This window comes from Actinomadura sp. 3N407, from assembly GCF_052245875.1.
In the GTDB taxonomy this organism is placed as follows: domain Bacteria; phylum Actinomycetota; class Actinomycetes; order Streptosporangiales; family Streptosporangiaceae; genus Spirillospora.
The window spans coordinates 105224-124042 of record NZ_JBQQBP010000010.1; the positions used below are offsets into that span (position 1 = coordinate 105224).

General features: G+C 70.5%; 17 protein-coding genes and 1 other RNA gene. 14 read left to right on the plus strand and 4 right to left on the minus strand.

Annotation, left to right across the window (positions count from 1 at the left end; all coding sequences use genetic code 11):
- Positions 1–317: 317 nt before the first annotated feature.
- The 6 genes from ftsE to ssrA all read left to right on the plus strand — a co-directional run bounded on the left by ftsE (position 318) and on the right by ssrA (position 6608).
- Positions 318–1007 (plus strand): cell division ATP-binding protein FtsE, encoded by a 690-nt coding sequence (gene ftsE / locus ACTWPP_RS25010; protein WP_021597771.1) that lies wholly within the window; start codon positions 318–320, stop codon positions 1005–1007.
- Positions 1008–1221: 214 nt separating this feature from the next.
- Positions 1222–2127 (plus strand): permease-like cell division protein FtsX, encoded by a 906-nt coding sequence (ftsX, locus tag ACTWPP_RS25015; protein WP_443106780.1) that lies wholly within the window; start codon positions 1222–1224, stop codon positions 2125–2127.
- Between the two features lie 63 nt (positions 2128–2190).
- The gene (locus ACTWPP_RS25020) at positions 2191–3411 is read left to right on the plus strand and encodes a S41 family peptidase (RefSeq protein WP_443106781.1); all 1221 of its coding nucleotides are present in this window, start codon (positions 2191–2193) and stop codon (positions 3409–3411) included.
- A 61-nt stretch (positions 3412–3472) separates the two neighbouring features.
- Positions 3473–3964, plus strand: coding sequence for an SsrA-binding protein SmpB (gene smpB, locus ACTWPP_RS25025; protein ID WP_443106782.1), 492 nt, complete (start codon positions 3473–3475; stop codon positions 3962–3964).
- 9 nt (positions 3965–3973) lie between these two features.
- The gene (locus ACTWPP_RS25030) at positions 3974–5899 is read left to right on the plus strand and encodes a penicillin-binding transpeptidase domain-containing protein (protein ID WP_443106783.1); all 1926 of its coding nucleotides are present in this window, start codon (positions 3974–3976) and stop codon (positions 5897–5899) included.
- Between the two features lie 335 nt (positions 5900–6234).
- Positions 6235–6608: a transfer-messenger RNA gene (gene ssrA, locus ACTWPP_RS25035) on the plus strand.
- Between the two features lie 205 nt (positions 6609–6813).
- Here ssrA and ACTWPP_RS25040 read toward each other — a convergent pair.
- The 4 genes from ACTWPP_RS25040 to ACTWPP_RS25055 all read right to left on the minus strand — a co-directional run bounded on the left by ACTWPP_RS25040 (position 6814) and on the right by ACTWPP_RS25055 (position 9394).
- A complete protein-coding gene (locus ACTWPP_RS25040) occupies positions 6814–7311 on the minus strand; it encodes an MSMEG_6728 family protein (RefSeq protein ID WP_443106784.1) in 498 nt (165 codons plus the stop codon).
- Positions 7312–7582: 271 nt separating this feature from the next.
- Positions 7583–7741 carry a transposase gene (locus ACTWPP_RS25045; protein WP_443106785.1) on the minus strand — a complete coding sequence of 53 codons (159 nt, stop codon included), beginning with the start codon at positions 7739–7741 and terminating at the stop codon, positions 7583–7585.
- Positions 7742–8064: 323 nt separating this feature from the next.
- A complete protein-coding gene (locus ACTWPP_RS25050; RefSeq protein WP_443106786.1) occupies positions 8065–8502 on the minus strand; it encodes a nuclear transport factor 2 family protein in 438 nt (145 codons plus the stop codon).
- A 25-nt stretch (positions 8503–8527) separates the two neighbouring features.
- The gene (locus ACTWPP_RS25055) at positions 8528–9394 is read right to left on the minus strand and encodes a TIGR03619 family F420-dependent LLM class oxidoreductase (protein WP_443106787.1); all 867 of its coding nucleotides are present in this window, start codon (positions 9392–9394) and stop codon (positions 8528–8530) included.
- 79 nt (positions 9395–9473) lie between these two features.
- Between ACTWPP_RS25055 and ACTWPP_RS25060 the strand changes: the two genes are divergently transcribed.
- The 8 genes from ACTWPP_RS25060 (at position 9474) to ACTWPP_RS25095 (ending at position 18762) form a co-directional block, all read left to right on the plus strand.
- Positions 9474–10343, plus strand: coding sequence for an SDR family NAD(P)-dependent oxidoreductase (locus tag ACTWPP_RS25060; RefSeq protein ID WP_443106788.1), 870 nt, complete (start codon positions 9474–9476; stop codon positions 10341–10343).
- A gap of 11 nt (positions 10344–10354) precedes the next feature.
- Positions 10355–11194 (plus strand): EI24 domain-containing protein, encoded by an 840-nt coding sequence (locus ACTWPP_RS25065; RefSeq protein ID WP_443106789.1) that lies wholly within the window; start codon positions 10355–10357, stop codon positions 11192–11194.
- 75 nt (positions 11195–11269) lie between these two features.
- The gene (locus ACTWPP_RS25070) at positions 11270–12496 is read left to right on the plus strand and encodes a hypothetical protein (protein ID WP_443106790.1); all 1227 of its coding nucleotides are present in this window, start codon (positions 11270–11272) and stop codon (positions 12494–12496) included.
- A gap of 66 nt (positions 12497–12562) precedes the next feature.
- Entirely contained in the window at positions 12563–14749 is a 2187-nt protein-coding gene (locus ACTWPP_RS25075; protein WP_443106791.1) for an acyl-CoA dehydrogenase, read from the plus strand.
- 30 nt (positions 14750–14779) lie between these two features.
- Complete coding sequence (locus ACTWPP_RS25080; protein WP_443106792.1) at positions 14780–16480, plus strand: hypothetical protein; 1701 nt, start codon at positions 14780–14782, stop codon at positions 16478–16480.
- The gene (locus tag ACTWPP_RS25085) at positions 16480–16611 is read left to right on the plus strand and encodes a hypothetical protein (protein WP_443106793.1); all 132 of its coding nucleotides are present in this window, start codon (positions 16480–16482) and stop codon (positions 16609–16611) included. The genes ACTWPP_RS25080 and ACTWPP_RS25085 overlap by 1 nt, the downstream gene beginning before the upstream one ends.
- Before the next feature lie 13 nt (positions 16612–16624).
- A complete protein-coding gene (locus tag ACTWPP_RS25090; protein ID WP_443106794.1) occupies positions 16625–17476 on the plus strand; it encodes a glycosyltransferase in 852 nt (283 codons plus the stop codon).
- Between the two features lie 53 nt (positions 17477–17529).
- Positions 17530–18762 carry a glycosyltransferase family 4 protein gene (locus tag ACTWPP_RS25095; protein WP_443106795.1) on the plus strand — a complete coding sequence of 411 codons (1233 nt, stop codon included), beginning with the start codon at positions 17530–17532 and terminating at the stop codon, positions 18760–18762.
- The last annotated feature ends 57 nt before the right edge of the window (positions 18763–18819 follow it).

The following is an 18819-nucleotide window of genomic DNA, read 5'->3' on the forward strand; positions in this document are numbered from 1 at the left end:
CATCCAGCGTAGCCGGACTGTATGGTCGTTCCGGCAAGTCCGGGAGCTTGATGGTACGAAACGGCCGGACGTCGGGAGACGGTTCACATGGCACTGATCGGACGGCACGCGCTGTTCGGGCGATGTGACGGCCCCTGGCCCGCCTACCACGCCGAGTGGGACGAGACAGTCGACCGTCCCCTCTACACTGCTCGAAGGCTCCGTGTCCCGTCCGGTCGCGGAGCCGGGCGGCGCAGACCGGAGGCCACGGACGATTCCGTGGCCCGCGGGCCGGGCCGCTCCCCAACCCCTAGAGACCGAACCGCCGTGATGCAGCCGTGATCCATTTCGACAACGTCACCAAGGTCTATCCGAGCCAGAACCGGCCCGCCTTGCAGCACGTGAACGTCGCCATCGAAAAGGGCGAGTTCCTGTTCCTGGTGGGTCCGTCCGGCTCCGGAAAGTCGACCTTCCTGCGCCTCATCCTGAAGGAGGAGCGTCCTTCCCAGGGTCACGTGCACGTGGCGGGCAAGGACCTGAGCAGGCTGAGCAACTGGAAGGTGCCGCACCTGCGCCGCAGGATCGGCTGCGTCTTCCAGGACTTCCGCCTTCTGCCCAACAAGAACGTCTTCGAGAACGTCGCGTTCGCCCTCGAGGTGATCGGCAAGCCGAGGCGCTTCATCGGCAAGGTCGTCCCCGAGGTCATCGACCTCGTCGGCCTTGAGGGCAAGGCCCACCGGATGCCGGACGAGCTGTCCGGCGGCGAGCAGCAGCGCGTCGCCATCGCGCGGGCGTTCGTCAACCGGCCGATGATCCTGCTGGCGGACGAGCCGACGGGCAACATCGACCCCGCGACATCGATCGGCATCATGAAGGTGCTGGACCGGATCAACCGGACCGGCACCACCGTCGTCATGGCCACCCACGACGCCGCGATCGTCGACGCGTTCCGCAAGCGCGTCGTCGAGCTGGAGGACGGACGCGTCGTCCGCGACCAGTCGCGCGGCGTGTACGGACAGGCCTACTAAACGTGTTCGCCGTAGGGTGCGGGAGATCGTCCGCCCGCGTTGACCCGGGCCGGGGCCCGGTCCCCTCTGGCACTTCCATCTGAACCATCGATTCCTGCCGGGTCGTACGACACCCCGAAGGCCCAGAGGCAGGAAAGCCCCGCATCGGGCCCGCGTTCCAGCGCGGGACGGCCCAGGCGTCCGGCGGGACACAGGCGATCAAGGACAGCGAGGCATGCGCGTACAGTTCGTTCTCCAGGAGATCTGGATCGGTCTCCGCAGGAACATGACGATGACGATCTCCCTCGTCATCACCGTCGCCATCGCCATGGCGCTCTTCGGCACCGGGCTGCTCCTCAGACAGCAGGTGGACTCGTCCAAGAGCTACTGGTACGACAAGATCGAGGTCTCGATCTTCCTGTGCGCCAAGACGAGCTCGAACCCCAGTTGCCAGAAGCAGGACGTCACCGATCAGCAGCGGCAGACGCTCAAGGCGCAGCTGGAGAAGATGCCGCAGGTCTCCGCGGTCGAGTACGAGGACAAGCAGCAGGCGTACGAGCGGTTCAAGGACCGCTTCGCGGGCTCGCCCGGCTTCGTGGAGAGCACCCGTGAGGGCGACATTCCCGACTCGTTCCGGGTCAAGCTGAAGAACCCCGAAGAGTACAAGGCGGTCGCGCAGGCGGTGCTCGGTCAGCCGGGCGTCGACACCGTGATCAACGAACAGGAGATCCTGAAGCGATTCTTCCGGATCCTGAACGGCCTTCAGGTGGCCGCGCTGACGATCGCGCTGATCCAGGTGATCGCCGCGGTGATGCTGGTCGGCAACACCGTCCGGCTGTCGGCGTTCAACCGGCGCCGCGAGACCGGCATCATGCGGCTGGTCGGCGCGTCCAACACCTATATCCAGATGCCGTTCATCCTGGAGGGCGCCATCGCCGGCCTGATCGGCGGGTTGTTCGCGTCCGTCCTGCTGGTGTTCAGCAAGAAGCTGCTGATCGACAGACTCGCGGGGGACGTCCAGCTCGTCAGCCAGCTCGGCTGGAGCACGGTGATCGCCGTCATCGTCCTCTCCATCTGTTTCGGTGTGCTGCTGTGCGCGGTCGCGTCGTTCCTCACGCTGCGCAGATATCTGAAGATCTGACGTGGTGACCGGATCCGGCGGAAGCGCCGGATCCGGTGGCTCACCCCGCCCTACACTTGCCGCATGTTCCGGTCCGTGCCGCTCCCGGGGAGGCGGCCCCGGCGCCCCCGCGAAGACCGGAGGGCCGGGCGCCTCCTGCGCGGCACCGCCATCGCGGCCGCGATCGTCTGCGCCTACGGGGCGGGGGTCGTGAGCGGCGCCGGCCCGCGACGGCACACCGCCGCCGCCGACGGGTCGATCCTCAACGAGGCCTCCGCGAAGATCGGCAGGCATGCGGCGGACCCGGTCGGGCGCGGCGAACTCGACCGCGCCGCCGTCGAGGGCATGCTGCACGCCCTCGACGACAAGTGGGCGCGCTACTACTCGGCCCGCGAGTACGACGACGTCGAGGGACGCCTGAACGGCCACTACAGCGGTGTCGGGCTGTGGCTCGGCGGCGAGGACGGCGGCGGCCGGGTGCTGGTCGCCAGCGTCCAGCCGGGCACCGCGGCCGCGCGGGCGGGCGTGCGGGCCGGCGACGTCGTCACCCGCGTCTGGAACGCGTCCGTGCACGGCTGGGACGTCGAACGTGTGGCGGAGGCGCTGCGAGGACGTGCCGAAGACGCCGTCGAACTAACCGTGGAACGCGACCATCGAACAAAGCGATTCCATCTCGTTCGCACACCCGTCTCCGGAGGAGACGTCACCGTGACCGATCTCCCAGAGCAGGCGCGGCTGGTCCGCGTCGGCGCCTTCACACGCGGCACGGGACGGCAGATCCGCGCGGCCGTGACCGGTGAGTCGCCGCGCGGCCGTCCCGACGGCGGCGTGCTGCTGGACCTGCGCGGCAACCCGGGCGGGCTGGTGGACGAGGCGGTCGAGACGGCCTCGGCGTTCCTGCGGGGCGGCCCCGTCGTGACGTACCGGCCGCGGGGGAAGCCCGTCCAGGAACGCGTGGTCACCAGCCCCGGCGACGCGAGGACGCCGCTCGTCGTGCTCGTCGACGCCGGCACCGCCAGCGCCGCCGAGATCGTCGCCGGATCCCTCCGCGACCGCGACCGCGCCGTGATCGTAGGATCGCGTACATACGGGAAGGGCTCGGTGCAGGAACCCATCACGCTCGCCGACGGGTCGGTCATCGAGCTGACCGTCGGTCGCTACCGGACCCCGAGCGGCCGTAACCTCGACGGGGTGGGGATCGAACCCGACGTTGCGGTCTCCGCCGACCGCCCGCCCACAGTGGCCGAGCAGCGCGCCCGGACGGTGCTGCGCGGCCTGAACGCGACACAGCCGGGCAACGAGTGAACCGCCGGGCAACGAGTGAACCCCCGGGCAACGACTGAGACGCCGGACAAGGACTGATGACGTGGCACGCGACACCGGGCGCAAGAAGGACACCGGGCGCAAGCTCATCGCCCAGAACAAACGGGCCCGCTACGACTACCACATCGACGAGACGTGGGAGGCGGGCATGGTGCTGATGGGCACCGAGGTCAAGGCCCTGCGCGCCGGACGCGCCTCCCTCGCCGACGGCTACGCGCACGTGATGGACGGGGAGGTGTGGCTGGAGCACGTCCACATCCCCGAGTACACGCAGGGAACCTGGACGAACCACGCTCCACGCCGGCGCCGCAAGCTGCTGCTGCACAAGCGCGAGATCCAGAAGATCATCGCGAAGTCGTCGGAGCCGGGCTGGACGCTGATCCCGCTCGCGCTGTACTTCAAGGAGGGCAAGGCCAAGGTCGAGATCGGCCTGGCCCGTGGTAAGAAGGCCTACGACAAGCGCCAGGCCATCGCCAAGCGGGAAGCCGATCGCGAGATGCAGAAGGCGGCGGCGGCCCGGTTCAGGAGACGGTGAAGGGTGTCGATGACGAACCGAGGCCGGAGGCGGCGGCCCGGCGGGATCCGGGCAATGCGGCGCCGGACGATCGCGCTGACGGTCTGCGGTGCCCTCGTCGCGGGGATGACGACCGGGTGCTGGGCCGAGCGCTCCGCGCTGCCCGCCGTCCGCGACTTCCTCATCGCCTGGCAGGTCGGCAACTACGAGGCCGCGGCCGGCAACACCGTCGGCGTCGACAAACGGCAGGTCGAGGACGCGCTCAGCCGGGTCCGCCAGCAGCTCGACGCCGCGTCCCTGCGGCTGTCGCTGGGCACGGGCGTCGCCGACAGCGACGTCGACCAGATCATCAAGAAGGGCGACGAGGCCGACGCGCGCTTCACCGTGAAGATCGACCTCGGTGAGAACGGCCAGCCGTGGGAGTACCCGGGGCTGATGCACCTGCGCCGCGTCGGCGGCCAGTGGAAGGTCGTCTGGAGCCCCTCGATCATCCACACGAGCCTGAAGCCCGGGCAGCGGCTCGCCGTCGTGACCGACGAACCCGAGCGCGCCCCCGTCACCGACACCCACGGCCGTTCCCTGATGCGCGAGGTCGGCGCCTACGACGTCGGGGTGTTCCCCGGGCAGCTCGCCGACCCGAAGAAGACCCTCGACCTCCTCGCCAAACAGGCCAAGATCGACGGTGGCCGCCGGCTGGACGCCGAACGCCTCCTCGGCCGCGTCCGGTCCGCCCCGCCGCAGGACTTCCTGCCGCTGCTGACCCTGCAGGTCCCCCTGCACAACGCGCTCATCAGGCGGCTGAACAACATCCCCGGGCTGAAGTTCAACGGCGTCAGGGCGCCGATCGCCCCGTCCTACGCGCCCGAGCTGATCGGCAGCCTCGGCCCCGCCACCGCCGACCGCCTCCAGCAGGTCGGCGCCCCCTACCAGCCGGGCGACACCATCGGCGTCAGCGGCGTCCAGCTCCTCCAGCAGCGCCGGCTCGCCGGAACGCCCACGGTCCGCGTCGTGGCGCAGGACGAGTCCGGGAAGAGCACCGAGGAACTGCGCTCCTGGGAAGGCCAGCCGCCACAGGAAGTCCAGACCACCCTCGACCCCGCCTTCCAGCGCAACGCCGACAAGGCGCTCGCGGGCCTGCGGTACCCGGCGTCCATGGTGGTGGTGCGTCCGAGCACCGGCGAGGTGCTGGCCGTGTCCAACCACGGGACGAAAGGCCAGAACCTCGCGTTCGAGGGCGAATACCCACCCGGGTTGACGTTCGGGATCGTGTCCGCCGAGGCCCTGTTCTCCAAGGCCGGCATGAACCAGACCGCCGAGACCACCTGCCCCGGCAGCGTCACCGTCGGCGGCGAGACGTTCACCAACAAGGCCCGCCGCGACAGCACCTTCGCCAACCACTTCGCCGCGTCCTGCAAGACGACCCTCGCGCAGCTCAGCACCAAACTGGACGCGCAGACCCTCGCCAACGAAGCCGCCCAGCTCGGCATCGGCAAGAACTGGGGCCTGACCGTCCCCGCCTTCACCGGCTCGGTGCCCACCCCCGCCAACGACGGCGAGAAGGCCGCCGCCATGGTCGGAGAAGGCAACGTCCAGGTGAGCCCCCTCGGCATGGCCCTCGTCGCCGCTGCCGCCCAGAACGGCACCTGGAAGCCCCCGTACGTCCTCAAGGACATCCCGAAGACCGTGCAGGCGCCCCCGCCGCAGAACCTCCGCCCCGAATCGATCGCGAGCCTCAAGAAGGTCCTCGGCCGCACCGCGTCCCACGGCAACGCCCGCGGCGCCCGCGTCTCCGGCGACGTCGTCGGCGTCGCGGCCCTCGCCGCCTACCGGGACGGCGACAACAACAGGACCGTCTCCTGGTTCGTCGGCTCCAGCGGCGACCGCGCCTTCGCCATCGCCGTCGAAGGCCGCGTCAACACCACCGAGATCGCCGCCAGATTCCTCCGCGGTCGCTGACCGAACCACCACCCCACCAGGCACGTTACAACTTTGTGATCTCTTTACGCCGGGGACGCAACCAACCCGCCGCCCCCGAGCGTCTTTACGGGTGACTGAGATCCCGCTTGGGGGGTTGCGGACTCAGTCGCCGTGATGAGACCAGAGCCTCGTCTCGGGGGAGGCTCTGCCGTCCGGACCGGCCCGACCCTGCCGGTCGACCCCGGTGGGTGTGACACAGCTCGCACCCACCGGGGTTCACGGCTGTCAGGGGGAATCACGTTGGCGTCCCGCGCGTTAACCTTGTAACGTCAACGTGTGGACGTCCCCGGACTTCCGCTTTGACAACTCAACATGGGGGTGACCGGCTTCGACTTCGGTCGTTCGAGCCAGGGGAAGCGGGTCGAGGGTTGCTGTCGTGACCTCGTAAATCCTGTGACAGCAAACCAATAACTGCCAACAAGCAGCAGTCCGAGTTCGCACTCGCCGCCTGAGGCGAGTAGCCGACTCTGTCAGCCCGGGAGCGTCTCCGACCCGGGGTCTGGCATCGTAAGGAGACTCCACCTGCAAGCCCGGCCGCGGGACCTGTAGGGACAGCAAACAGCGGCTGAGCCCGTCGGCGACACGCCTGCGTGAGCGCCGGGGCTGAGAAAACGCCAAGCAGGCTGCACCCGGAGAAGCCCTGACTTTTCACCGAAGGACGCGGGTTCGATTCCCGCCACCTCCACACGAAAAACGGTCCGGCTGGAACCCGAGTTTCAGCCGGACCGTTGCTGTACGCGGTTCGCCTCTCCTTTGTCGGGAGCGTCGAACCGCGTCCGGTCCGAGCCTTGAGTGGTTCATGCGGTATCACCCGACGGCGCAGGGACGGCGTCCAGACTCCTCGGCGGCTGGGAGACCGGACCTGCCCGTACGGCCGACGCCGCCGGCGGTAGTCAAACCGATGGCGCCGGTCCGCCGCCCTCTCTATCCGCTCGATTGGAGCGGGGCCAGAAGTACGGCAGGTCGGTGGGCACGTCGGGAAAGATCGGCCGGTAGAACTCGGGGTCCTTCCGGATCAGCGCGGATCGATGGCTGAGGTGCAGTCCCGGATCGCCCAGCCAGGGCGGCAGTTCCCCGGCGCCGGCCAAACTCTCCTGGCTCCGCGGCCGCTGGATGCCCGTGGCATTCAACAGTCCGGACACCAGCGAGGCAGCGCATGTGTCCCGGTGCCCGAGCGAGCACCACCGATGGCAAATCTCCAGGCCGTAGCGAACCAGCGCCTCCTCGTACCCCGTCCACATCCGTACGGCCGGATGGTGCCGCCATCCGTACCCCGGCACCGTCAGCCCGCGCAGCACCTGCAGCGCCTCGACGCGCTGCTTTCCGAGCCTACGCAGGTCGAGAACGCGAGCCGTGGCAGCGAAATCCGCGTAAGGGAGAAAGGTCTGCACTTCTTTAACTCCCTTCGCCCTACCCATTGCGCCCGCCGGCGGGCGCATCCGTGGCTTGATTGCGGTGCGCACTCCGGTTTCTGTCCTACCTACCGCGCCTCTAATACTTCAGCCGCCAGTTGGTGATCTCGGTGGCTGGTAGCGCCTGAGGGTCCACCTGGCCCCGCGCGCCGAGTTCGTCCGGCACGGCAGGTGCAGCCGGATCCACAGCCCCCGCCCGGGGGTCCAGGCAGGGAAACGGCGATGCGCCGTCGGCACGCTCACCCCGAACTCACCCGGCAGATGCCGGCCAAGCGCAACCGCTGCTCAGCACGTACACGCTCGCGGTGAACACCGCCCGGTCGTCCACCGCCGCCGTCCCGCCGCCCTGCCTCCGCGGCTCGAACTTCGGGATCAACGGCTCGACGATCGCCCACAACTCATCCGGCACAACCGGAGCGCAAGATCCGACGCCACGGTCGCGCATTATCCCGCAGCCCTCTTAGCTCAGACCTGGCTCGTCATCGATGGCGAGGTGTGCCGTGAGGTTCGTGTACGCGTTCAGGGTGTCTCTGAGCTGGGCGTTTGTGTTCGAGTAGGAAGCGATTGGGTCCACTCCGGGCGACGTGTGCTCGGTGGCCGCCGCCCCCCAGGCCTCGTTGTGGAGGCTTTGCCCTACGGCTCTCCTGGTTGGGGCGTCGTTCGGGTGGGTTGTTTTGTGTAGGCCATGATGCTCGGCTGGTTTCGGCCGTTGCGTCGTGGCCCTTCGTTCTGTCAGGGGCTGGTGACGGTCGCCATGGCGCGGTCTGGTTCCCAGTGGGCGCGTAGGGATGTGATCAGGCCGGCTTCGTTGACCGTGTAGATGAGGACGCAGTCGATGGTCATGGTGGAGCCGTCGGCCATCGTGGTGGTGATCGTCGCCACGTTGGCGCAGCAGTCGCCGTTGGCGAAGGAATCGGCGATGGCGAAGCGGAAGCCGGCGATGGTGGAGATGAAGGTGTCCCAGAAGGTGCCGATGCCGTCGTGGCCTCGGTGACCGTTACCGGACGGGTCGAGGAAGGACGGGCCCACGGGGTCCTCGACGAGGGCGTCGGGGGCGAAGAGGTTCAGCCACGTGCCCTTGTCGCCGCCTATGACGGCCGTCATGGAGGCGCGGGCGGCGCTGCGGGCCGGGTGGACGGTGTCCGGGGCGTTCCAGGTGATGGCGTCCATGGCTCGGACTGTAACGTGTTCTCGTTCAGTGGTCGACCTTGGCGATGACCGTCTCGGCGAAGCGTTCGAGGTGCTCGATCTTCTTGTGGAGGGGCTCGGTGTCGGGGCCCTTGGCGTAGGGCATCCGGAAGCCGACGATCACGTCGGTGACGCCCTTGTCCTCAAGGCGTTTCACGCCGTCGGGCGTGTAGGCGTCCATGGAGATGACGTGGATCTCGAAGGGGTCGCCGGCCTTGCCCTCGGCCTCGCGGATGCGGTTCAGTCTGGCGAGGATGTCGTCCAGGTCGTCTCCGCCGGCGTGCATCCAGCCGTCGCCGCGGACCACGGCGCGGCGCAGGGCCGCCTCGCTGTGCCCGCCGACCAGGATCGGGAACGGCTGCGCCGGCGTCATCTTGATGGCCGGGATGTCGAAGAACTCGCCGTGGAACTCGAAGTACTCGCCGGTGCTCAGACCCCGCACGATATCGACGGCCTCGTCCATCCGCTTGCCGCGCCGCTCCCACGGGACGCCCATGACCTCGAAGTCCTCGGGCCACGGGCTGAGGCCCACGCCCAGGCCGAGGCGTCCGTCGGTCAGGCACGCGACCGAGGTCGCCTGCTTGGCCACGAGCACGGGCGGACGAACTGGGAGTTTAAGGACGAACGGCGTGAACCGGATGCTGCTCGTCACCGCCCCCATGGCCGCGATCAGCGTGAACGTCTCGATGAACGCCTTGTCCTCAAGGAACTCCCTGTTGCCGTCCGCGGTGTAGGGGTAGACCGAGTCGGACTCCTTCGGATAGACGAGCGAGTCGGCCACCGAGATGCTCGTGTACCCGGCGGCCTCGGCGGCCCGGGCCAGCGGCAGGTAGTAGGACGGGTCGGTCATCGCCTCGGCGTAGGTGAACCTCATCGGCAAATATTAGAACGTGTTCCACCTTTTGTGCCAGGGTGCGTTTGCCCGGGGTCGGCGGGGGTGGTTCTGTGGGGGGATGGAGCGCAGGATCGCGGTCGTGACCGGCGGGACGTCCGGGATCGGGAAGGAGATCGCCGGGGGGCTGGTCCGGGCGGGGTTCCTGGTGGCGATCGTCTGCCGGAACGAGTTGCGGGGCGCGGCGACGGTGCGGGAGCTGACGCGGGACGTTCCGGGGGCACGGGTCGAGACGTTCATCGCGGACCTGTCGGTGCAGCTGGACGTGCGGCGGGTCGCGGCGTCGCTGGCGGAGCGGTTCGAGCGGCTGGACGTGCTGGTCGACAACGCGGGGACGCATCTGCTGCGGGCCAAGGTCAGCGCCGACGGGTACGACCGCATGATCGCGACGAATCATCTGGGGCCGTTCCTGCTGACGAACCTGCTGCTCGGGCTGCTGGAGAAGGGCGCGCCGTCGCGGGTGGTGGTCGTGGCGTCGGAGGCGCACCGGCAGTCGGACGGGCTGGACGTCGAGCGGTTCGCGGAACCTGGGTCGTACGGGGCGGCGGGATCGCTGCGGGTGTACGGACGGTCGAAGCTGCTCAACATCCTGTTCGCGCGTGAGCTGGCCAGGCGGATGGAGGGCAGCGGCGTCACGGTGAACGCGATGTGCCCGGGTCTCGTCGCGACGGGGCTGGCCAGGGAGATCCGGGGGAGTGAGCGGATCGGTGCGGTGCTGTCGCGCACGCCGTTGCTGCGGACGCCGGCGCAGGGGGCGAGGATGGCGCTGCGGCTCGCCCTGGACGGGGAGTTCGAGGGGCGAAGCGGTGGTTTCCACAGTTCGACGCCGGGTGCGGGGATGCTGCCGACGGCGGGGGTGCTGAAGGATCCGGAAATCGGGCGAGCGGTTTGGGAGCGTTCGGCTCGCCTTGTGGGGTTGCCTTCCCTATAGGGTCTGGGTGCGTGAGCCAACCGCACGCCCCTCAAGCCCCCAAGCCGTCCGGGTTCAAGGACCTTTTCAACGGTGCCGGCTATCTGCTGCGCGGCATCGGGTGGGTCGCCCGGCATCCGGCGCAGTGGCTGTTCGGGCTCATCCCCGCGCTGATCGTGCTGGCCGTGTACGCGGCGGCGATGATCTTCCTGGCGTTCCAGATCGACGATCTGGCCGGGTGGGTGACCGGGTTCGCCGACGGATGGGCGGACGCGGCGCGGACGTCGGCGCGGGTGGTCGCCGGGATCGCGATCTACGGGGCGGCCCTGTTCCTCGCCCTGATCACGTTCACCGCGGTGACGCTGCTGGTCGGCGACCCGTTCTATGAGGCCATCGCGGTGCGGGTCGAGGAGTCGCAGGGCGGCGCGCCGCCGGAGCCGGACGTCCCGCTGATGGTGCAGATCGGGCGCGCGGTCAAGGACACGCTGATCCTCGCGGCCGTCGCGCTGACGTTCGCTGTCGTGTTCTTCGCCTGCGGCTTCATTCCCGTGGTGGGGCAGACGGTCGTGCCGGTGGTGGCGGCGCTGGTGTCGGGCTACTTCCTGGCGGGCGAGCTGATGTCGATCGCGCTGGAGCGGCGCGGGATCCTCCGCAAGGAGCGGTTCACGCGGATGAGGGCGGACCGTCCGCTGGTGGTCGGCTTCGGCGCCGCGACCGTTGTGGTGTTCCTCATTCCGCTGGGCGCGGTGCTCGCGATGCCGGGTGCGGTGGCGGGCGGGACGCTGCTGGCCAGGGAACGGCTGGCGGCCGGTCCGCAGGCGAGGGAGACGCTGGTCACACCGGGTGACGGTGGATCGGCGAGCTATCACTGATGCGATAGGAAGATGTGTCCTGAGCGTAATTACACGTCCGAACTCAAGTGCTGATCTTCGCGTAACGTGTGCCGCATGTCCGATCAGGGGGAGCGCGGCGTGCGCTGGACCGATATGAGCGAAGGCGAGCCGCGGGACGAGTCCCGCCAGGGCCCGGAGGGCGGCGACGCGACCGGCCCGCAGGTGGCCTTCCCCGAACCCAAGGTGCCCGAGGGCTTTCTGCCCGCTCCGGGTTCCGGTGAGGACACGGGGTCGCACGACGTCTGGGGCGGTGTCGAGGAGTCCTGGCCCCGGGCCGACGACGCCGGCGCCGACGACGTCCGGGTGGCGCCCGTCCCGGAGGACGAGTCGCCGCAGTGGGAGGGCGACCTGTTCGACGAGGGCCCCGGTGACGAGCGGTACACGCCGGCCGTTCCCACGGGGGCGGGTGAGCCGGCCAGGCCCGGCAAGCCGAGCAGCGGCAACTGGCAGATGCCGGACTGGATGGCGGACGAGGAGTCCGCCGACGCCAAGCTCGGCGGCTCGCCCAGGGCGCCGCGCGATGTCCTGGACGACGGCGGCGGCCGGTCCCGGCTGATGCTGTTCGGCGGGGTCGGGCTGCTGGTGGTCGCGCTGGTCGCGGCCGGTGCCGTCTACTTCGTGAAGGGCGGCGGCGACGAGCCGGCGGAGTCGGGCGGGAACGCGGGCCGGACGTCCGCGGAGCAGCCCGAGCCGCCGCAGGTCGAGCTGCCGCCGGACAAGAGGCTCACGGCGTTCGCCGGCACCCCGAGCAGGGTGCTCGGGCAGGTTCCCGACCCGTATTCGGGGCTGTCGTACCCGCGGCTGGCAGGCCCCTGGAAGGTGCCCACCAAGCAGAACAAGCTGGGCACGCCGGGGTGGTCCGGGCAGCAGATCCTGGTGACGGAGCGGAGCGCGGGGCAGATCTGGTACGGGCAGCTGCTCACCGGCACGCTGCACCCGAGCATGCAGAAGGCGTACCAGGGGCCGGACAGCGTCAAGAACGTCGCCGCGCTGGTCGCGCAGGGGTACGAGGCGCAGTACTACGCGTTCCCGCACAAGGCTGCGCCGCTGGCCTCGCAGGCCCTCACCGTGGACGGGCGTCCCGGCTGGCTGATCGCCTCGTACCTCACCTACCAGCGGGACGGGGTGAGGGCGACCGGTGAGGTCGTCGCCACCGCGGTGGTCGACACCGGCCGCAAGACGCCCGCGGTGGTGTTCGCGTCGTTGCCGAACACGCACAAGAAGATGTGGCCGGACGTGAACACCTTCTTCTCCCGGCTGAAGATCGCTTCTCCCGGCTGAAGATCGCGGCCTGACAGCCGAATGACGTTCTAATAGGCTGTGCCCACTTCGAGGGAGGGGTGCGGCATGGCGATCGGGCTGACCGAGGAACACGAGGCGCTGGCGGCTTCCGTGCGGGGGTTCGCCGAGCGGAACATCACGGCGCAGGCCGTCCGGGACGCGGACGCCGGTTTCTGGCCGGCGCTCGCCGCGCAGGGGCTGCCCGGCCTGCATCTGCCGGAGGAGGCGGGCGGGCAGGGCTTCGGGCTCCTGGAGCAGGCGGTCGCGCTGGAGGAACTCGGCCGCGCCCTCGCCCCGGGGCCTTACACGCCGACCGTTCTGGCGTCCGCGGTCCTGCACGCCTGCGGGGCCGCGAAGCTGCTGCCCGGGTTGGCGGACGGTTCCCGTACCGCGGCGGTGGGACTGTCGGGAAGCCTGGACGTGAACGGCTCCACCGTCTCCGGGACTGTGCAGCCCGTACTGGGTGCACCGCTCGCCGACGTGTTCCTGCTTCCGGCCGGTGAACGCTGGGTCGTCGTTCAGCGGGACGAGGTCGCCGTCGGGTCACTGGAGTCCCTGGACATCACCCGTCCGGTCGGAGCGGTCACAGCCGACGGGTTGACCGTCCCGGACGAACGTTTCCTAGACGGCGTGGACGTGCCGGCACTCGCCGCCGTCCTCCTTGGCGCAGAGGTGTGCGGTGTAGCGGGACGTGCCCTGGACGACGCCGTGGCGTACGCGAAGCTCCGTGAGCAGTTCGGCCGTCCGATCGGCCAGTTCCAGGGCATCAAGCACAAGTGCGCCCGGATGCTCATCGCCGTCGAGCGCGCCAGGGCGGCGGTCTGGGACGCGGCGCGCGCGCTGGGCGAGCCGGAAGAACAGCGCGCCTACGCCGTGGGGGTCGCCGCGGCGCTGGCCGCGGACGCCGCCGTCACCTGCGCGGAGGGCAACATCCAGGTGCACGGTGGCATCGGCTACACCTATGAGCACGATGCCCACCTGCTCTACCGGAGGGCACTGACGCTGCGTGCGCTCCTGGGGCGGGCGAGCAAGCACAGGGCGGACGTCGCCGCGCTGGCCGTCGCGGGAGTCCGGCGTCCCATGAGCATCGAACTCCCCGACGACGCCGCGCCGGTGCGCGAGGAGATCCGCGCCCGCGTCGCCGAACTCGCCGCGATGGATCCCCTGGAACAGCGGGCGGCGATGGCGGAGGGCGGCTGGGTGACCCCGCACCTGCCGAAGCCGTGGGGGCGGGGCGCCGGGCCGCTGGAGCAGATCGTCATCCAGCAGGAGCTGAAGGCGGCGGACGTGCGCCCGGTGCCGCTGATGATCGCGGCGTGGGTCGTCCCGTCGCTGGTCCAGTACGGGACGGCCGGGCAGCGGGACCGGTTCCTGCCGCCGACTCTGCGCGGAGAGATCATCTGGTGCCAGCTGTTCTCCGAGCCGGGCGCGGGCTCCGACCTCGCCGGGCTGCGCACGCGCGCCGAACGCGTCGAGGGCGGCTGGAAGATCAGCGGCCAGAAGATCTGGACGTCGCTGGCCCGCGACTCGCAGTGGGGCATCTGCATCGCCCGCACCGACCCCGATCGACCCAAACACGACGGGATCACGTACTTCCTCGTGGACATGGCGTCGCCGGGCATCGAGATCAGACCGCTGCGCGAATGCACCGGCGACGCCGTCTTCAACGAGGTGTTCCTGGACGGCGTGTTCGTCCCGGACGACCTCGTCGTCGGGCCCGTCAACGCGGGCTGGCGCGTCGCCCGCACCACCCTCGCCAACGAACGCGTCGGCCTGACCAGCAGCTTCCAGCTCGGCGGTGACCTGCCCAAGCTGCTCGACCTCGCCGCCGGGCTCGACCTCGCGGGGGACCCCGTCGTCCGCGACGGCCTCGGCCGCCTCGCCTGCGACGAGCACTCCTTCAACCTCCTCGGGCTCCGCGCCACCCTCAAGCAGCTGTCGGGCACGGACCCGGGCGCGACGGCGAACGTCCGGAAGCTGGTGGCGATGGAGCACGGCCAGCAGGTCACCGAGTTCGGGTTCACGCTCCTCGGCGAGGACGGCGCGCTGACCGGCGGCTGGAAGGACGACCTGCGCGCCCGCTGGACGCGGTACCTGCTCGCGTCCCGCGCCATGAGCATCGGCGGCGGCACCACCGAGGTCAACCTGAACGTGATCGGTGAGCGGATCCTCGGCCTGCCCCGCGACCCCGACCCGGCGCGGTCGCCGGGGGGTGCGGGGGGTCGCCCCTCCACAAGGGAGCAGGTCGGGTAGCGTCCAGGCTCACATGAACGAGCGGGCAGGTTGAACGAGCGAGCACGGCACCTGGTGGCCGCACTGACCGGGCTCGGGCTCGGCCTCGCGGCGCTGGGGCCGGGGCTCGCGCCCGGCTTCGTGCTGTCGTACGACATGGTGTTCGTGCCCGATCCCGCGTTCACCCGCATGACGTTCGGGCTGACCGGGGTCGTCCCGCGGCACGTCCCGAGCGACGCTTTCGTCACCGCGCTGGCCTCCGTCGTCCCGGCGGAGGTGGTGCAGAAGCTCGTCCTGCTGGCGATCTTCGTGATGGCGTGCACGGCGGCGGCGTCGCTGGTGCCGTCCCGCCGGCTGCCGCCGCGGCTGGCCGCCGGGATCTGCTACGCCTGGAACCCCTTCGTCGCCGAACGCCTCCTGCTGGGCCAGTGGGCGCTGCTCCTCGGCTACGCGGCCCTTCCGTGGGTGGTCGCGGCCGCGTCCCGGACGGGCGAGCCCGGCGGGGGAAGACGCCTGGTCCGGGCTCTGATCCCCGCCGCGATCGGCGGCTTCGCCGCCCTCGCCGTGTCCGGCCTCACGGCCCTGGTCGTCGCCCTTGTGACGGGACGCCGCCGGACCGGCGTCCAAGTGATCGCGGCGGTAGGGGTCCTGAGCCTCCCGTGGCTGGTGCCGGGGGTGCTGCGGCCGGCGGGCGTGCCGGGGGACGGGACGGCCGTGGACCTGTTCGCCGCCCGGGCCGATACACCGTTCGGGACGCTCGGGAGCCTGCTCCTGCTCGGCGGCGTGTGGAACGGCGAGACGGTGCCGGACGGGTACGGCGCGCCGGTGACCGCGACGATCTGGCTGGTCGTCGTGGTGATCGCTCTGGTCGCCTACTGGAAGTGGTGCCGGGAGCCGGGCTGGCGGCGCGGCGCTGCCGTGGCGGCGGTCGCCGGGTTCGCGGTCGCGGCGCTGGGTGCGGTGGCGGCGCCGGTCCTGGAAGGGCTCATCGGTCTCTGGCCGGGGTTCGCCGTCCTGCGGGACGGGCAGCAGTACGTGGCGCCGCTCGCGGTCGTGGTCGCGGTGGGACTCGGGGTGGCCGCCGACCGGGCCGCCGAGGCGCGGTGGCCGGCGGTGCCGACCGCCGCGATGGCCGTGCCGGTGATGCTGCTGCCGACGCTGGCGTGGGGCGCGGCGGGCGATCTGCGGGCGGTCCGCTATCCGGACGACTGGGCGCGGGCCCGCCAGATCATCGGCGGCGACCCGGCCGAGGGGGACGTCCTGGTGCTGCCATGGGCGTCGTATCGCGGCTACCCCTGGAACCACGGGCGCCGCGTCCTCGACCCGCTGCCCCGCTACCTGCACCGCCGGGTCATCGTGGACGACGCCGTCACCGTGGGGGGGACGACCGTCGCGCCCGAGGACCCGAGGGCCGTGCGGCTGGCACCGGCCGCACGGACGGGGTCCCCGCCCGCGACGACGCTGCGTGACGAGGGGATACGGTACGTCGTGGTCGACGCGGAGATCGGCGCGCACCGTCCGTCCGGCGCCGCCGTCGAGGTGCTGCGTGGCCCTGACCTGGCCGTCTACCGGATCGACGGGGCCGTCGACGTCGCCGCGGGCGGCGTTCCGGCCGCGCCCGTCGTCGCCGCCTGGGCCATCGTGACTCTGGTTGTTTTCTGGTCATTCCGGGTCCCAGGCACTACTCTGAGCATTCCGTTACTCGGCAGTATCAAACCCCGCAGCTCAAACCATCGACGAAGGACCCCCTGATGCGCATCGCCATCGCCGCAGTGGTCGGCGTCCTGCTCGCCGCAGGAGCGTCGTTCGGCACGGTCCAGCTCGTGAACTCCTCCCAGGAGGACCCCGTCATCAAGCCGCTGTACAACTACGGCTCCCGCTGACGTGTAGGCCCTGATGGGGACCCGGCGTGACGGCCCCGCCCTCCTGGAGATCGTCGTTCCCGCCTACAACGAGGCCGACCGGCTTCCGGAGGGCCTGGGCAAGCTGTGCGACAAGCTCGCCGGACTCCCGGTGCGCTCGGAGATCGTCGTCGTCGACAACGCCAGCACGGACGGCACCGCCGGCATCGTCCGGTCCTGGGACGGGCCGGTGCCCGTGCGGCTGGTGCGCTGCGAACGCCGGGGAAAGGGAGCCGCGGTCCGCGCGGGACTGCTCGCGACGCGCGCCCCTTATGTAGGATTCATGGACGCCGATATGGCAACAGACCTCGCCGCGCTGGACGAAGCCATCGTCCTGCTGCGCGAGGGCCGCCCGGTCGTGGTCGGGTCAAGGCGCCACGGTCGGTCGGTCGTCCAGGGGTACGCGCTGCCCGTCAGGCGGCTCGGCGCCATCACGTTCAACCGGATCGTCCGCGACCTCGTGGGCGGCATCGCCGACACCCAGTGCGGGTTCAAGTTCTTCGACGGGCCGCTGGCCCGCGAGGCGGCGGCCGATCTGCGCACGACGGGTTTCTCGTTCGACGTCGAGCTTCTCGCCCACTGTGTGCGGCGAGGCGCGACCGTGACGGACATCCCGGTGGTGTGGCGCGACCATCCGGGTTCGACGTTCTCGGTTCGGCGGCATTCGCTGCAATGCCTGCTCGACCTGGCCCGGATCCGTGCGCGCGTCGGATTCCGGATGCCCTCCGTGCCCGCGGCTCCGATCATCCCGGTCGTGCCCGTCCGGACGATGCTCGCCGGGCGGGAGCCGGTGGCGGTCGTCCTGGACAAGGGCATGCCGTCGACGTCGAGCGCCAAGTCGGGATGAACGCGGACACCCTGGCCCCCGGCTATCCAGACCCTGTCGCAACCTCCAGGGACTTGCGGCTGGCGGTCGTCAACTGGCGCGACCCCTGGCATCCGGCCGCGGGCGGAGCCGAACGCTACGCCTGGGAGCTCGCGCGCAGGTTCGCCGGTCAAGGGGCCCGCGTCCACTACGTGACGTGCAGAGCGCCCGGGCAGAAACGCAGGGAACGTGTCGAGGACGTGGAGTTCGTGCGCCTCGGCGGCCGTTTCACCGTTTACCCCCTCGTACTGCTGTGGCTGCTGGCTCGCCGCCTGGTACGGCTGCCGCGCCGACGGAACGGCTCGTTCGACGCGGTCATCGACTGCCAGAACGGCATCCCCTTCTTCACGCCGTGGGCGCTCCCTCGGCGCGTCCCGGTGTTCTGCGTCATCCACCATGTGCACGACGCCCAGTTCGACCTGTACTTCCCACGGTGGCTGGCCTGGCTCGGGCAAGCGCTGGAGGGCCCGGTGAGCCGCTGGACGTACCGGCGGCACGCCTTCGTGGTCGTCTCACCGTCCACGCTGCGCGCTGTAAGGGAACGGCTGGGCTGGGCAGGGCCCGCCTACGTCGTCCCTAACGGAACAGCGGTCGCCGACCCCTGCGGCGGGGTCTCGGAGGCCGCCGGAGACCCGGATCTGGTCTGCGTGACCCGCCTCGTCCCGCACAAGCGCCTCGACCTCCTCCTCGACCTCGCGCAGCGGCTCGCGGAGAACCGTCCCGGGCTGCGGCTGCACATCGTCGGGGACGGGCCGGAAGCGCCCGCGCTGGCCGCAGGCATCACCGAGCGGGGCCTGGACGGCGTCGTCATCGCACACGGGTACGTGGCCGAGGAGGTCAAGGCGGCCCTGGTCGCCCGCGCCGACCTGCACCTCAGCACGTCCCAGGGCGAGGGCTGGGGCCTCAGCGTGATCGAGGCCGCCGCGCTGGGCGTCCCGACCGTCGCCCACGACGTGGACGGTCTCCGCGACGCCGTGCGCGACGAGATCACCGGATGGCTCGTCCACACCGGCGACGACCAGGCGGATGTCGTCGAACGGGCCCTCAAGGAACTGGACGATCCCGCGCGCCGCGAGGAGATCGCCGACTTCTGCCGGGCGTGGGCCGCGGAGTTCGACTGGACGCGGACGGCCGGGCGGATGCGCGACCTCCTCACCGCCGCCGTCCGTACCGCTTCCCGTACCGGTTCCTCCCGTACCGGTTCCTCCCGTACCGGTTCCTCCCGTACTAATGGGCGACCGTCCACACGCGGTCCAGAGGTACCGTGACGGGCACCCGGGCCGACACCCCGGGGCGGGCAGAAAGGGGCAGAGCGCGAGCATGGC